The organism is Klebsiella sp. K5-204 (assembly GCF_030128585.1).
Taxonomy (GTDB): Bacteria; Pseudomonadota; Gammaproteobacteria; order Enterobacterales; family Enterobacteriaceae; genus Klebsiella; species Klebsiella quasipneumoniae.
The window spans coordinates 222,444-235,971 of record NZ_JAKUZS010000002.1; the positions used below are offsets into that span (position 1 = coordinate 222,444).

Here is a 13,528-nt window from a genome sequence, read left to right on the forward strand (position 1 = left end):
GAGGCCGGGCCAGGCATGAACACATTTTTTAAAATCACCGCGCTTGCGGGCCTGCTGGCAATAGCAGGCCATGCGTTCGCTGTTGATGAAATAACCCGTGCAGATCAAATCCCCGTGCTGAAAGAAGAGCCGCAGCACGCGACGGTGAGCGAGCGCGTGACATCGCGCTTTACCCGCTCTCACTACCGTCAGTTCGATCTCGACAACGCCTTCTCGGCAAAGATTTTTGACCGTTATCTGAACCTGCTGGATTACAGCCATAATGTGCTGCTGGCCAGCGATGTGGCGAAGTTCGCGGCGAAAAAAGACCAAATCGGCGACGAACTGCGCACCGGGAAACTGGACGTCTTCTATGACCTCTACAACCTGGCGCAGCAGCGCCGCTTCGAGCGCTATCAGTATGCGCTGAAGGTGCTGGAACGTCCGATGGACTTTACCGGCAACGATAATTTCAACCTTGACCGCTCCAAAGCGCCGTGGCCGAAAGACGAGGCCGAGCTGAACAAGCTGTGGGACGCCAAGGTGAAATTTGACCAGTTAAGCCTGAAGCTGGCGGGGAAAGACGATAAAGAGATCCGCGACACCTTAACCCGTCGCTATAAGTTCGCTATCCGTCGTCTGGCGCAAACCAACAGCGAAGATGTCTTCTCGCTGGCGATGACCGCCTTCGCCCGCGAAATCGACCCGCACACCAACTATCTGTCGCCGCGCAATACCGAGCAGTTCAACACCGAGATGAGTCTCTCACTCGAAGGGATCGGCGCTGTGCTGCAGATGGATGATGACTACACGGTCATTAATTCGCTGGTGGCGGGTGGTCCGGCTGCGAAGAGCAAAGCGATCAGCGTCGGCGACCGCATTGTCGGCGTCGGCCAGACCGGGAAGTCGATGGTCGATGTCATTGGCTGGCGTCTGGATGACGTCGTGGCGCTGATTAAAGGGCCGAAGGGCAGCAAGGTTCGCCTTGAGATCCTGCCGGCCGGCAAAGGGGCCAAGACGCGTATCGTCACCCTGACCCGCGAACGCATCCGTCTGGAAGACCGCGCGGTGAAGATGTCGGTGAAAACCGTCGGTAAAGAAAAAGTCGGCGTGCTGGATATCCCGGGCTTTTACGTCGGCCTGACCGATGACGTGAAAGTGCAGCTGCAGAAGCTGGAAAAACAGAACGTCAGCAGCGTGGTTATCGATCTGCGCAGCAACGGCGGCGGGGCGCTGACCGAAGCGGTATCGCTCTCGGGGCTGTTTATTCCGTCCGGCCCGGTGGTGCAGGTGCGGGATAACAATGGCAAGGTGCGCGAAGACAGCGATAACGATGGCGTAGTCTATTACAAAGGGCCGCTGGTGGTGCTGGTTGACCGCTTTAGCGCCTCAGCGTCTGAGATCTTTGCCGCCGCAATGCAGGATTATGGCCGCGCGCTGATCGTTGGCGAGCCGACCTTCGGTAAAGGTACCGTACAGCAGTATCGCTCGTTGAATCGTATCTACGATCAGATGCTGCGTCCGGATTGGCCGGCGTTAGGTTCCGTTCAGTACACCATCCAGAAGTTCTACCGCATTAACGGCGGCAGTACTCAGCGCAAAGGCGTAACGCCGGATATCATGATGCCAACCGGAAATGAAGATCGCGAAACCGGCGAGCAGTATGAAGACAACGCGCTGCCGTGGGATAGCATCAACGCGGCCACCTACGTGAAGTCCGGGGACCTCGCCCCGTTTGGACCGGAACTGCTCAAGCGCCACGACGAGCGTATTGCCCAGGATCCTGAGTTCCAGTACATCATGAAGGATATTGCCCGTTATAACGCGATGAAGGACAAGCGTAACATCGTCTCTCTGAACTACGCGCAGCGTGAAAAAGAGAACGAAGAGGATGATGCGATTCGTCTGGCGCGGATTAACGATCGCCTGAAACGCGAAGGCAAACCGCCGCTGAAAAAACTGGACGATCTGCCGAAGGATTACCAGGAGCCGGATCCGTATCTTGATGAAACGGTCCATATCGCGGTAGACCTGGCGCATCTCGAAAAAGCGCGCCCGGCGGTGGAACCGCCGGCCAGCCAATAAGTCGCCAACGGGCACCCTGAGAGGTGCCCGTTTTTTTTTTGCGCCTGGTCATCGCCATTCAGCTCATCTAACAAAATGTCAACCTGCTCTACCGCTGTCAGCAAGATGCTACAAAATGTAAAGTTGTGTTTTTATCGTGACTTAGCGGGGGCTGATGGTTGAAAATTGCAGCCTGACCCATACGATGTGGGTAATCGCATAGTGCGTTTTGTTAAATTGAGGTAAAAAGAAAATTATGATGCGAATCGCGCTTTTCCTGCTGACGAACCTGGCAGTGATGGTCGTGTTCGGGCTGGTGTTAAGCCTCACGGGGATCCAATCCAGCAGCATGACCGGTCTGTTGATTATGGCCCTGCTGTTCGGCTTCGGTGGTTCTATCGTTTCGCTGATGATGTCGAAATGGATGGCGCTGAAGTCTGTGGGTGGGGAAGTGATCGAGCAGCCGCGCAACGAAACGGAACGCTGGCTGATGAACACCGTTGCACAGCAGGCGCAGCAGGCGGGCATTGCCATGCCGCAGGTGGCTATCTATCACGCCCCTGACATCAACGCCTTCGCTACCGGCGCGCGTCGCGACGCCTCGCTGGTCGCCGTCAGTACCGGGCTGTTGCAAAACATGAGCCGTGATGAAGCGGAAGCGGTCATCGCCCATGAAATCAGCCACATCGCCAATGGCGATATGGTCACCATGACGCTGATCCAGGGGGTGGTAAACACCTTCGTTATCTTTATCTCCCGCGTTATCGCGCAGATTGCGGCCGGCTTCCTCGGCGGCAACCGGGAAGATGAAGGCGAGAGCAGCAATGGCAACCCGCTGATCTACTTCGCCGTCGCTACGGTGCTGGAGCTGGTGTTCGGTATTCTGGCCAGCATTATCACCATGTGGTTCTCTCGTCATCGCGAGTTCCATGCTGATGCCGGCTCGGCGCGCCTGGTGGGCCGCGAGAAGATGATTGCCGCCCTGCAGCGTCTGAAAACCAGCTATGAGCCGCAGGAAGCCAGCAGCATGATGGCGTTCTGCATTAATGGTAAAGCGAAATCCATGAGCGAGCTGTTTATGACCCACCCGCCGCTGGACAAGCGTATTGAAGCCCTGCGTAGCGGTGAATATCTGAAATAGTCCGTCATCTGACGCTGAAAATAAAAATCCGCAGCCCGAAGGCTGCGGATTTTTTTTGTCCTTCATCGTCAGGCTGCGCGCGGCTGGGTGACGCGCAGACCGCTAATCAGCGCCGCGACGGTCGCCAGGATGCCGGCCAGCAGCAGGGCGGTGTGGGTGCCGCTGTTGCCGAGCAGGTTGAACAGCAGGGCCACCAGCGCGGCGCCGGTGCTCTGGCCGAGCAGGCGAGCGGTGCCCAGCATGCCGCTGGCGCCGCCGCTGCGATGGCTCGGCGCCGAGGCGACAATGGTGTGGTTGTTGGGCGACTGGAACAGCCCGAAGCCGGCGCCGCACAGCGCCATACGCCAGATAATATCCAGATCGGTGGGCGACGCCGGAAGCAGCGCCAGACCGAACAGGCCGCAGGCCATAACCAGCAGCCCAATGGCCCCCAGCAGCCCCGCATGGCATTTCTCGATTAAATAGCCGGCCAGCGGCGCCATCACCATCGTCGTCAGCGGCCACGGCGTCAGCAGCAGGCCGGTTTCCACTTCGCTGCGCCCCATCATCGTCTGCAGGAAGAAAGGCAGAGAGACCATCGCCAGCATCTGTGCGCAGAAGGAGCAGATGGAGGTGCAGATTGAGAGGGAGAAGAGCGGGATGCGCAGCAGATCGACCGGCAGCAGCGGGACGGGCATCGTGAGCTGACGGCGAACGAAGAAAAAGCCTACCACCAGCATAGCGGCGACCTCCGCCAGCACCAGCTGCGTGGACTGGCCCTGGGCGAAACCGCTCAGGGCGGTGATCAACAGCCCGAAGGTCAGCGCGTTCATGATGGCGCTCGGCAAATCGAAGCGGACGATTTTGCTGCGCGCGCTGTTGGGCGGCAGAAAGCGCATGGCCAGGACAAAGGCGACGATGCCGAGAGGCACGTTAATTAAAAACAGCCATTGCCATGAGGCGAGGGAGAGGATGGTGGCGGCGATCGTCGGGCCTGCCGCCGAAGAGACGGCGACGACAAAGGAGTTGATACCCATGCCGCGACCGAGAAAGCGCTGCGGATAAATCAAGCGGATCAACGCCGTGTTTACGCTCATCAGCGCGGCGCCGCCCAGTCCCTGGGCGACGCGGGCGAAGGTCAGCATTTCGAGGCTGCGCGACAGGGCGCAGGCCAGCGAGGTAAAGATAAACACCACCAGGCCTATCTTATAGATACGGCGATAGCCGACCATGTCGCCGAGGAAAGAGAGCGGCAGCAGGGCGATAACAATGGCGATTTGGTAGGCGTTAACGATCCAGATTGAAGCCGCCGGCGAGGCGTTAAGATCGCTGGCGATGGTTGGCAGCGCGACGTTGGCGATAGCCCCGTCGAGCACGGCCATGGTCAGCCCAAGCACAATGGTCAGAATGGCGCCATAGCGTTGCGGCAGCGGCACGCCATCGGATGAATTTTTATCCATGGTGAATATAAGTCTTGAATGAAACGGTTTTTTGAATGATGAGTTTAGCATTGATTATTCCGCAGTATGTCGCAGATTTGTAACGAAGTGGCAGAAGAATGATTGCGGCGCAGAGGCGGCGAATTTATAATAAAAACCGGTTCTAAATTTTATAAAACAGTTACGACGAGGTGATAAATGGCAGGTGCAGATTTGGATAAACAGCCAGATTCTGTCTCTTCGGTATTGAAGGTTTTCGGCATCCTGCAGGCGCTGGGTGAAGAGCGTGAAATTGGCATTACCGAACTGTCCCAGCGCGTCATGATGTCGAAAAGCACCGTTTATCGCTTTTTACAGACCATGAAATCACTGGGCTATGTGGCGCAGGAGGGAGAGTCTGAGAAATACTCCCTCACGCTCAAACTGTTCGAGCTGGGCGCGCGCGCGCTGCAGAACGTCGATCTGGTGCGCAGCGCCGATATTCAGATGCGGGAACTCTCCCGCCTGACGAAAGAGACTATCCATCTTGGCGCGCTGGATGAAGACAGTATTGTTTACATTCACAAGATTGATTCAATGTATAACCTGCGGATGTACTCGCGTATCGGCCGTCGCAACCCGCTGTACAGCACCGCGATTGGCAAGGTTCTGCTGGCGTGGCGCGATCGCAGCGAAGTGGAGCAGATCCTTGACGGCGTGGAGTATAAACGCAGCACCGAGCGGACCATCACCAGTACCGCTGAGTTGCTGAAGGTGCTGGATGGCGTTCGCGAGCAGGGGTATGGCGAAGATAACGAAGAGCAGGAAGAGGGGCTGCGCTGCATCGGGGTACCGGTATTCGACCGTTTCGGCGTGGTCATCGCCGGGCTGAGTATCTCTTTCCCGACCTTACGTTTCTCTGAAGAACGTTTGCATGAATATGTGGCGATGCTGCACCAGGCGGCGCGCAAGATTTCTGAGCAGATGGGATATAACGACTACCCCTTCTGACCCGGCGCTGAAGCATTCGGCGACCGCGGCGCTATCGTCGCGGTCGCCGGTTCGATCTTAGCCGTTATCGACGACGGTTGCGCTTTTACGCAGCAGCGGGCAGCTGCTGACGCCGATCACGCCGCTATTGGAATGCACATAAAGTGCGGTACTGACCCCACGGGCGGTGAGGTATTGACACTTCAGGCCGAGACCGCCGACGTTTTCTTCACTGTGGAATAATACCCCGTAGCCGCTTAATAATACGCCAATCCATAAGATAGCCACTACGACAATAGTACGAATGATTAATCGCATTGATGCCTCATTATTTGTAAGATCCTTGCCGTGATTTTGACACGAACACGTTTTGAAACAAGTCGATGATTCCTAAACTTGCCTTTCGTATTACAGTTAGCCGCGGTTTAAGAAGGCCGTGTTATCCTGGCGACATAAAGTACTGATGCGGAGAGTGGAGTGAAAAAATTACGGTGGGTTTTACTGATAGTCATCATAGCAGGCTGCCTGTTGCTGTGGACTCAGATGCTTAACGTAATGTGCGACCAGGATGTTCAGTTTTTCAGCGGCATTTGCACTATCAACAAATTTATCCCGTGGTAAGACATTTTTCTGACGACTGATTTCCTTCTGCGCCGCGGGTGGTAGAATGAACGCCTTCTCTTTGAGGTGGTGAAATGAGTGAGTTACTAAATCCTGGGATCTTAAATCTGGCATCGCTGGCCGTGTCTGTGGCGCTGCTGCTTGTCGGTCTGTTGTTATGGTTCTTCGTCAACCGCGCCAGCTCGCGGGCGAATGAGCAGATAGAACTGCTGCAGGCGCTGTTGGATCAGCAAAAGCGGCAGAATGCGCTGCTACGTCGCCTGTGCGAAGCCAGTGCGCCGGAAAAAGAGGACGTGGCTGAGCCGACCGTCGCCGGTAAGGCGAAAGGGGAGGACGAATTTATCCGCCTGGTGGCAGAGCGCTAAGTACCTCGACAGGTGTGCATCATAAGATGCGCACCTGCATGATAGCGGGCGGTAATATCTTATTCTTATTCCATTATTCCTTTCTCAATGTACTATCCCCTTTTTTACACGCTGTAAATAAAGTGATCCCCGCCGCGTTTATTGTTGGATAACGTGACGCTGTCATCTTTTTTTCATTATTAAGGTGCAGAATTAGCACTATTTTTAGCGTGACGACTAACAGGTTTTATTATCACTACACTGGCGTGGCTTTAGCGATTTTTCGTCTGGGGTTATAACGAATTTTGCGCGTCAATATTCATCACGGCCCGCCAGCCGCCTGTATACTGGCAGTTCGTATACGGACATACCTGGACGAAGCGAAGTTGTTGAGCTATGGTAAAAAAGTTGCCGTTACCGGGCTGCGCTCTTGCGTTATTGATAAACGCCATAGCGCCTTGCCAGGGGCGACAAACACGCATAAATGTGCAGGCGATCAAAGGATTACCTTATAATTTGTGCGAACGATCGAGACACGTTTAAAAATGGCTTGCCATTATTTACGTAGTGTGTGATAACACCTTTCGGGTTAAACGAGGTACAGTTCTGTTTATGTGTGGCATTTTCAGTAAAGAAGTCCTGAGTAAACACGTTGTCGTTGAATACCGCTTCTCTGCCGAACCTTAAATTAGTGCCTCATGCAGTTATGTGTCAGTTTTATCTATGTAAACGCCAGCAGGCGAAGAAAACAGTCTAAGGAATTTTGCAAATGGCAAAGATTAAAGGTCAAGTTAAGTGGTTCAACGAGTCTAAAGGTTTTGGTTTCATTACTCCGGCTGATGGCAGCAAAGACGTGTTCGTACACTTCTCCGCTATCCAGGGTAACGGCTTCAAAACTCTGGCTGAAGGCCAGAACGTTGAGTTCGAAATTCAGGACGGCCAGAAAGGTCCGGCTGCAGTTAACGTAACTGCTATCTGATACAAGACCACTCTTCTTGTATAAAAGCCTCGCCTGCGCGGGGCTTTTGCGTTTTTATTGCAAAGCATGTCATTTTTCCCCCTCTCGTCGCGTCTTGTTGCAAATACTCAACTTTATTAGCATTGTGTAGCAGTCTGTTTTGCTAATTTTCTGTTAAATCAGTTGGTTGCAAAACAATGCCGGAGCTATGGTGCTAAATAAAAAAATGAAGTCCGCCGCCAGCTTTACCCCGATTCGCTTCGGGTTACTCTGCGTGGCCATACTCGGTTGTCTGGGACTGCTATTGGCCCGCGTGGGCTGGCTGCAGATTATTTCCCCCGATAATCTGGTAAAACAAGAGGATATGCGTTCTCTGCGCGAAGAGCCCGTTGCGGTTGAGCGGGGGATGATCACCGACCGGGAAGGACGACCGCTGGCGGTGAGCGTTCCGGTCAGCGCAATCTGGATCGACCCGCAGACCACCATGGAGAAGGGCGGCGTCGGCTACGGACCCCGCTGGCAGGCGATGGCCGAAGCGCTGCATCTCAACCTCGGGGAACTGGCCCAGCGGGTACAGAGCCATCCCCACGCCCGCTTTCTCTATCTGGCGCGGCAGATCAATCCCGAGCAGGCGGCGTGGATTGATAAACTGCATCTGCCAGGCGTCTACCTGCGCGATGAATCGCGGCGTTTCTATCCGGCAGGCCATGTGGCTGCCAATCTGCTGGGCTTTACCAATGTCGATAATCAGGGCATCGAAGGGGTGGAGAAAAGCTTCAACGCCCAGCTGACCGGTAAACCCGGGCGACGTCTGGTGCGGAAAGATAAACATGGCAATGTGATTGAGAACATTACCGAAGTACCGCCTGTGCCGGCGCATAATCTGCAGCTGAGTATCGATGAGCGCCTGCAGACGGTGACGGAAGATGCCCTCGACAACGCTGTTCGCTGGAATAAAGCCGAGTCCGGGGCGGCGGTGCTGATTAAAATCGATACCGGTGAGATCCTGGCGATGGCCAGCTATCCGGACTTCAATCCCAACAATCGCGATGCCGCAACGCTGGATGATTTTCGCAACCGGGCCATCAGCGATACCTTCGAGCCGGGGTCGACCGTCAAACCGCTGGTGATCATGACCGCGCTGCAGCAGGGGATTGTCCAGCCGGACAGCGTCGTGGACACTCATCCGTTTGTCCTCGACGGCCACCGTATCCGCGATGTCGGCTATTATCCGGAGCTGAGCCTGACCGGCATCCTGCAGAAATCCAGCGATACCGGCGTATCGCATCTCTCGCTCGCCATGCCGGTGCAGCATCTGATTGACACCTATACGGCTTTCGGCTTCGGCGAGCCGACGGGGTTGGGGTTGACCGGCGAAAGCGCCGGGCTGATGCCGCATCGTCGTTACTGGGGGCAATTGGATCGTGCCACCTTCGCTTTCGGCTATGGATTGATGGTTACCCCGCTCCAGCTGGCGCACGTTTACGCCACCATCGGCGGCTTCGGCATACAACGACCGTTGTCGATCACCCGCATCGACCCGCCGGTGATTGGCACGCGCGTAATGCCGGAGAATATTGTTCACAGCGTGGAGCATATGATGGAGAGCGTGGCGCTCCCGGGCGGGGGCGGTACCAAAGCGGCGGTGCGCGACTACCGGGTGGCGGTAAAAACGGGGACGGCGAAGAAAATCGGTCCGGACGGCAAATATATCGACAAATATGTCGCCTATACCGCCGGCGTGGCGCCCGCCAGCCGTCCGCAGTTCGCGCTGGTTGTAGTGATGAACGACCCGAGCAATGGCTCCTATTACGGCGGGGCCGTTTCCGCCCCGGTATTCAGCCAGATTATGGGCGATGTCCTGCGGCTGGAGAACGTCATGCCGGACGGCATGCCACAAGGGGCGGAGAATCTGATCGTTATGCACGACAGCCACCCGCTGGCGCCGGCGCTGTAACAGTGGTCTGCAGGGGCGAATAGCGCTACACTTTCGCCCTTTCAGCGACACCGGAGCCGTCATGTCATACAGTTGCCCCCTTTGCCACGCGCCGCTCAGCCGTAGCGACAATCACTATTCCTGCCCGCAGCGGCACCAGTTCGATCTGGCGAAAGAGGGGTACGTCAATCTGCTACCGGTGCAGTTCAAACGGTCGCGCGATCCCGGCGACAGCGCTGAGATGATGCAGGCCCGTCGGGCGTTCCTCGACGCCGGGCATTATCAGCCGCTGCGGGACGCTATCGCTGAGCGACTGCGGCACGCTGCCCCTCAGGCATTACTGGATATCGGCTGCGGCGAAGGCTATTACACCCACGCATTTGCCGCCATCGCCAGCCGCAGCTGGGGGCTGGACGTGTCGAAGCCGGCAATCCGCGCGGCGGCGAAACGCTATCCGCAGGTGAATTTTTGCGTCGCCTCCAGCCAGCGGCTGCCATTCTCCGATAATAGCTTCGATGCGGTGGTGCGCATTTACGCCCCCTGCAACGCCGGTGAGCTGGCGCGGGTGGTGCGGCCTGGCGGATGGGTGATCACTGCCACGCCGGGACCCCGCCATCTGCTGGAGCTGAAAGGGCTGATTTACGATGAGATCCGCCTGCATGAGCTGAAGACGGAAGCGATGCCGGGGTTCCGCCTGGATGCTCAGCAGCAGCTGGCTTATCCGATGACCCTGACGGGAAGTGAAGCGCAGGCCCTGCTGCAGATGACGCCGTTCGCGTGGCGGGCCAAAGCCGAAGTGCATGACGCGCTGCGTCAGCAGGCGACCTTTGGCTGCCAGACCGATTTTATGATCCATTGCTGGCAGCGTGAGGAGTAAAGCTTAACCGGCGAAATGGCTCCAGAGAATTTCGCTGCCGATGCCAATCAGTACGATACCGCCGAGAATTTCGGCCCGTTTGCCCAGCAGCGGGCCGATAAAGCGACCCACCATGATCCCCAGCGTCGACATGATAAAGGTGGCGCAGCCGATCGCCAGCGCGGTGGTCACAATGCTGACCTGCAGGAAGGCCAGACCGACGCCGACGGCCATCGCGTCAAGGCTGGTGGCGAAGGCGGTGGTGACCAGCAGCCAGAAGCCATGCCGGCGAGGCGCCTCGCACGCCTCGTCGCTATCGCCGCGAAGCCCTTCGACAATCATCCGCCCGCCGAGAAACACCAGCAGAATAAAAGCAATCCAGTGATTCCACTCGAGCACAAACTGGCTGGCCAGCATGCCCAGTCCCCAGCCGACCAGCGGCGTCATGGTTTCAATGGCGCCAAAAATCAGCCCGGTGCGAACAGCTTCTGAGAATTTGGGTTTATGCAGGGTGGCGCCTTTGCCGATAGAGGCCGCGAAGGCGTCCATAGACATGCCGAAAGCGAGAAGAAGGGTTGCGGATAAATTCATGTGCCTGTCCTGACCGGGGATAATCCATATGACACATCGCTGCCCCCAGTAAATATACGCGGAGCCGCTCAATGGCTGAGCAATACGTACAGCAGTGATGTATCTATGGTCTCGCCTGATTGAATCACTTCAACCCGTACGTGCCACGTTTTGCAACGAGTATGTTGACACGTACATTTCCTGACGGGCAGGAAATCGGCTACTCCCCAACGACGGGCGCAACCTTAACATATTTTTAGAATATAAAACAATAACAGAAGAGGGCTATTTTAATAACCAAATGATAACGATTTTCATTTGAATTTATAAGTAAATAAATAGTTAATGAAAAACAGAAGGGCAGAGGGGGAAATATAGCCATGGCTATATAATTCCCCAGACGAAATCTGAAAAACATAGCGTTGGCTATATTTTTAACTCATTGAGTTGAAACGAGAAGTTTGTATATTTTTTCCAGATCGTCGATATTTCGTACGCGAATCAGCAGCCGCCGTTGCTCTAATTGCATCACCAGTACGCCGTCTTCGGATAAATTCATCTCTTTAATTCGCTGATATTCTATCCACACGTTGGCGAAGAAAAAGCCGCGCGGTTTAAAAATGATTTTCGGCGTACGGATCCAGAATAAATAGAGTCCCATCAGCGCCAGCGCAGATAATAGCCAGGTGGTGATCGCGGTGCCGTGCTGGGTGATGTTGTTATAGATCAGAATGGCGATGAGGCCGACAAAGATCATGCCGTCAACGCGGCTGCGGCGAAGCAGGGGGATGGCCAGCAGCACCGGGCCGTTGCGCCTCGGCATAATAAACTGGTCATACACCGCGTAGGCCAGTAGCGCAAGGATAAACAGGATGATCACCAGGTCCGTGAATGTCATTGCTTTGCGTTCCTCCTGATAAAAAAAAGCCGGGGGCAAGCCCCCGGCGTACAACCTGGAAATTACAGACCCAGCAGACCGACAGCGTAGCCCGCGATACCGATGACAAAGAAGCCAACGATGATCCACAGCGGGTTAACTTTCTTACGCAGCAGCCACATACAGGCGAAGGTCAACAGCAGCGGTACCAGGCCCGGCATCAGCTGGTCGAGGATCGTCTGCACCGTGGTGACGTGAACCTGTCCGTCAGAGCCGGTGATTTTTGACACCACCATCGGAATGTTCACGTGCGTCCACTTGTTAACCAGCGCCCCCATGACAAACAGGCCGAGGATTGACGCCCCCTCAGTCAGTTTCTGCAGGAAGCCGCCGCCCATATCTTTCACGATGTCCACGCCTTTGCGGTAACCGTAGGCGACGCCATAGTAGCGGGTCAGTAGTCGCACCGCGTTGAACAGGATAAAGAACAGCAGTGGTCCGAGCAGGCTTCCGCTCATCGCGATCCCGGCGCCTAAGGCCGCGAACACCGGACGCACCGTACCCCAGAAGATCGGGTCGCCGACGCCGGCCAGCGGCCCCATCAGACCGACTTTGATGCCGTTGATGGCGCCATCGTCAATCTCTGCGCCATTGGCGCGCTGTTCTTCCATCGCCAGCGTTACGCCCAGTACCGGCGCGGCAACGTAAGGATGGGTATTGAAGAACTCAAGGTGACGCTTAATCGCCTGCTTACGCGCATCGTTGTTCTCCGGGTAGAGACGACGAATCGCCGGAACCATAGAGAAGCAGAAGCCCAGCGCCTGCATACGTTCGAAGTTCCATGAACCCTGGAACAGGTTAGAACGAATGAACACGCCACGAATATCACTCTGAGTGAGTTTTTTCTCGGTGGTATTTTTAGTCATATCAACCATTTCGCTCACCTGTTAGTCCAGTTCGTTATCGAGATCGTTGTTACCAGCCGCCTGAGCCGGGGCACCGGCGACGCGGTTATATTTCGGGCTCAGCTGGATGTAGAGGATTGCCATGACCGCGCCAATCACGCCCAGGGCCACCAGGTTGAAGTTGGTGAAGGCGGCGGTGACGAAGCCGAGGTAGAAGAACGGCATCAGGTAGCCCGCGCGCATCATATTGATGACCATCGCGTAACCTACAACCACGATCATGCCGCCGGCGATGTTCAGGCCGCTGGTAACCACTTCAGGGATCGCATTCAGCAGGCCCTGGACTTCGCTGGTACCGACGGAAATGGCCACGATGACGGCCGGGATAGCGATACGCATCGCCTGCAGGAACAGGGATGAGACGTGCAGCCACGACAGGGCGGTCAGGTTGCCATTCTCCGCCGCTTTATCCGCTGCGTGCTGGAAGGCTACGGTGATGGTACGCACGATGATGGTCAGCACCTGGCCTGCAGCCGCCAGCGGGATAGCCAGCGCGATGCCGGCGCCGATGCTCTGATGGCCGGCAATAACCAGAACGGTGGAAATAATGGACGCCAGCGCGGCATCAGGGGCAACCGCCGCACCGATGTTCATCCAGCCCAGGGCGATCATTTCCAGCGTACCGCCGATGATAATACCGGTTTTCATATCGCCGAGAACGGCGCCGATCAGCGTACAGGCGACCAGTGGACGGTGGAACTGAAATTCATCAAGCACCGACTCCATACCCGCAATACACGCGACGATGAACACCAGCACAATCTGAAGAAGGGTAATCTCCATTGTACTTCTCCTGTTGATTAAGTCTTAAAGTGAAAACTGGGGCGCGA

Annotated in this window: 14 protein-coding genes and 1 pseudogene; 9 read left to right on the forward strand and 6 right to left on the reverse strand. The window is 56.0% G+C overall.

From position 1 onward, the window contains the following. Nucleotides 1-15: 15 nt before the first annotated feature. Nucleotides 16-2,064, forward strand: a complete 2,049-nt coding sequence (gene prc, locus MKR05_RS06555) for a carboxy terminal-processing peptidase (RefSeq protein WP_032453364.1) — start codon at nucleotides 16-18, stop codon at nucleotides 2,062-2,064. Nucleotides 2,065-2,299: 235 nt separating this feature from the next. Next, nucleotides 2,300-3,184 carry a protease HtpX gene (gene htpX, locus MKR05_RS06560; protein ID WP_023290225.1) on the forward strand — a complete coding sequence of 295 codons (885 nt, stop codon included), beginning with the start codon at nucleotides 2,300-2,302 and terminating at the stop codon, nucleotides 3,182-3,184. Nucleotides 3,185-3,252: 68 nt separating this feature from the next. On the opposite strand, the gene MKR05_RS06565 is transcribed toward htpX, so the two are convergent. Continuing rightward, entirely contained in the window at nucleotides 3,253-4,623 is a 1,371-nt protein-coding gene (locus tag MKR05_RS06565) for an MFS transporter (RefSeq protein WP_284118165.1), read from the reverse strand. Nucleotides 4,624-4,800: 177 nt separating this feature from the next. Here MKR05_RS06565 and kdgR point away from each other — a divergent pair, with 177 nt between their 5' ends. Then, nucleotides 4,801-5,592, forward strand: coding sequence for a DNA-binding transcriptional regulator KdgR (kdgR, locus tag MKR05_RS06570; protein ID WP_004203369.1), 792 nt, complete (start codon nucleotides 4,801-4,803; stop codon nucleotides 5,590-5,592). A gap of 57 nt (nucleotides 5,593-5,649) precedes the next feature. On the opposite strand, the gene MKR05_RS06575 is transcribed toward kdgR, so the two are convergent. Continuing rightward, nucleotides 5,650-5,889 carry a YobH family protein gene (locus tag MKR05_RS06575; RefSeq protein ID WP_023290223.1) on the reverse strand — a complete coding sequence of 80 codons (240 nt, stop codon included), beginning with the start codon at nucleotides 5,887-5,889 and terminating at the stop codon, nucleotides 5,650-5,652. 159 nt (nucleotides 5,890-6,048) lie between these two features. Here MKR05_RS06575 and mgrB point away from each other — a divergent pair, with 159 nt between their 5' ends. The 6 genes and pseudogenes from mgrB to rlmA all read left to right on the forward strand — a co-directional run bounded on the left by mgrB (nucleotide 6,049) and on the right by rlmA (nucleotide 10,307). Beyond that, complete coding sequence (gene mgrB, locus MKR05_RS06580) at nucleotides 6,049-6,192, forward strand: PhoP/PhoQ regulator MgrB (protein WP_002911375.1); 144 nt, start codon at nucleotides 6,049-6,051, stop codon at nucleotides 6,190-6,192. Nucleotides 6,193-6,266: 74 nt separating this feature from the next. Further along, nucleotides 6,267-6,557, forward strand: coding sequence for a YebO family protein (locus MKR05_RS06585; RefSeq protein WP_023290222.1), 291 nt, complete (start codon nucleotides 6,267-6,269; stop codon nucleotides 6,555-6,557). 591 nt (nucleotides 6,558-7,148) lie between these two features. Further along, a pseudogene (locus tag MKR05_RS06590) lies at nucleotides 7,149-7,220 on the forward strand (DUF2627 domain-containing protein); the annotation flags it as partial. A gap of 85 nt (nucleotides 7,221-7,305) precedes the next feature. Continuing rightward, entirely contained in the window at nucleotides 7,306-7,515 is a 210-nt protein-coding gene (gene cspE, locus MKR05_RS06595; RefSeq protein ID WP_001062678.1) for a transcription antiterminator/RNA stability regulator CspE, read from the forward strand. A gap of 187 nt (nucleotides 7,516-7,702) precedes the next feature. After that, nucleotides 7,703-9,451: a peptidoglycan glycosyltransferase FtsI gene (gene ftsI / locus MKR05_RS06600; RefSeq protein WP_032428912.1), complete on the forward strand. Its 1,749-nt coding sequence runs from the start codon at nucleotides 7,703-7,705 to the stop codon at nucleotides 9,449-9,451. A 61-nt stretch (nucleotides 9,452-9,512) separates the two neighbouring features. Continuing rightward, nucleotides 9,513-10,307, forward strand: coding sequence for a 23S rRNA (guanine(745)-N(1))-methyltransferase (rlmA, locus tag MKR05_RS06605; RefSeq protein ID WP_023290220.1), 795 nt, complete (start codon nucleotides 9,513-9,515; stop codon nucleotides 10,305-10,307). 3 nt (nucleotides 10,308-10,310) lie between these two features. On the opposite strand, the gene mntP is transcribed toward rlmA, so the two are convergent. From mntP to MKR05_RS06625, 4 genes are all read right to left on the reverse strand, one after another. Further along, nucleotides 10,311-10,877 (reverse strand): manganese efflux pump MntP, encoded by a 567-nt coding sequence (gene mntP, locus MKR05_RS06610; protein WP_117135933.1) that lies wholly within the window; start codon nucleotides 10,875-10,877, stop codon nucleotides 10,311-10,313. A gap of 418 nt (nucleotides 10,878-11,295) precedes the next feature. Further along, on the reverse strand, nucleotides 11,296-11,754 hold the full coding sequence (locus tag MKR05_RS06615) for a DUF986 family protein (protein ID WP_023290218.1): 459 nt from the start codon (nucleotides 11,752-11,754) through the stop codon (nucleotides 11,296-11,298). A 62-nt stretch (nucleotides 11,755-11,816) separates the two neighbouring features. Then, nucleotides 11,817-12,668: a PTS mannose transporter subunit IID gene (locus MKR05_RS06620; RefSeq protein ID WP_004145526.1), complete on the reverse strand. Its 852-nt coding sequence runs from the start codon at nucleotides 12,666-12,668 to the stop codon at nucleotides 11,817-11,819. A gap of 12 nt (nucleotides 12,669-12,680) precedes the next feature. Beyond that, nucleotides 12,681-13,481, reverse strand: coding sequence for a PTS mannose/fructose/sorbose transporter subunit IIC (locus MKR05_RS06625; protein ID WP_004203359.1), 801 nt, complete (start codon nucleotides 13,479-13,481; stop codon nucleotides 12,681-12,683). Nucleotides 13,482-13,528: the final 47 nt, after the last annotated feature.

Coding starts and splice junctions, on each gene's coding strand:
- prc (WP_032453364.1), top strand. CDS start 16: ATGAACACATTTTTTAAAATCACCGCGCTTGCGGGCCTGCTGGCAATA.
- htpX (WP_023290225.1), top strand. CDS start 2,300: ATGATGCGAATCGCGCTTTTCCTGCTGACGAACCTGGCAGTGATGGTC.
- MKR05_RS06565 (WP_284118165.1), bottom strand. CDS start 4,623: ATGGATAAAAATTCATCCGATGGCGTGCCGCTGCCGCAACGCTATGGC.
- kdgR (WP_004203369.1), top strand. CDS start 4,801: ATGGCAGGTGCAGATTTGGATAAACAGCCAGATTCTGTCTCTTCGGTA.
- MKR05_RS06575 (WP_023290223.1), bottom strand. CDS start 5,889: ATGCGATTAATCATTCGTACTATTGTCGTAGTGGCTATCTTATGGATT.
- MKR05_RS06585 (WP_023290222.1), top strand. CDS start 6,267: ATGAGTGAGTTACTAAATCCTGGGATCTTAAATCTGGCATCGCTGGCC.
- cspE (WP_001062678.1), top strand. CDS start 7,306: ATGGCAAAGATTAAAGGTCAAGTTAAGTGGTTCAACGAGTCTAAAGGT.
- ftsI (WP_032428912.1), top strand. CDS start 7,703: ATGGTGCTAAATAAAAAAATGAAGTCCGCCGCCAGCTTTACCCCGATT.
- rlmA (WP_023290220.1), top strand. CDS start 9,513: ATGTCATACAGTTGCCCCCTTTGCCACGCGCCGCTCAGCCGTAGCGAC.
- mntP (WP_117135933.1), bottom strand. CDS start 10,877: ATGAATTTATCCGCAACCCTTCTTCTCGCTTTCGGCATGTCTATGGAC.
- MKR05_RS06615 (WP_023290218.1), bottom strand. CDS start 11,754: ATGACATTCACGGACCTGGTGATCATCCTGTTTATCCTTGCGCTACTG.
- MKR05_RS06620 (WP_004145526.1), bottom strand. CDS start 12,668: ATGGTTGATATGACTAAAAATACCACCGAGAAAAAACTCACTCAGAGT.
- MKR05_RS06625 (WP_004203359.1), bottom strand. CDS start 13,481: ATGGAGATTACCCTTCTTCAGATTGTGCTGGTGTTCATCGTCGCGTGT.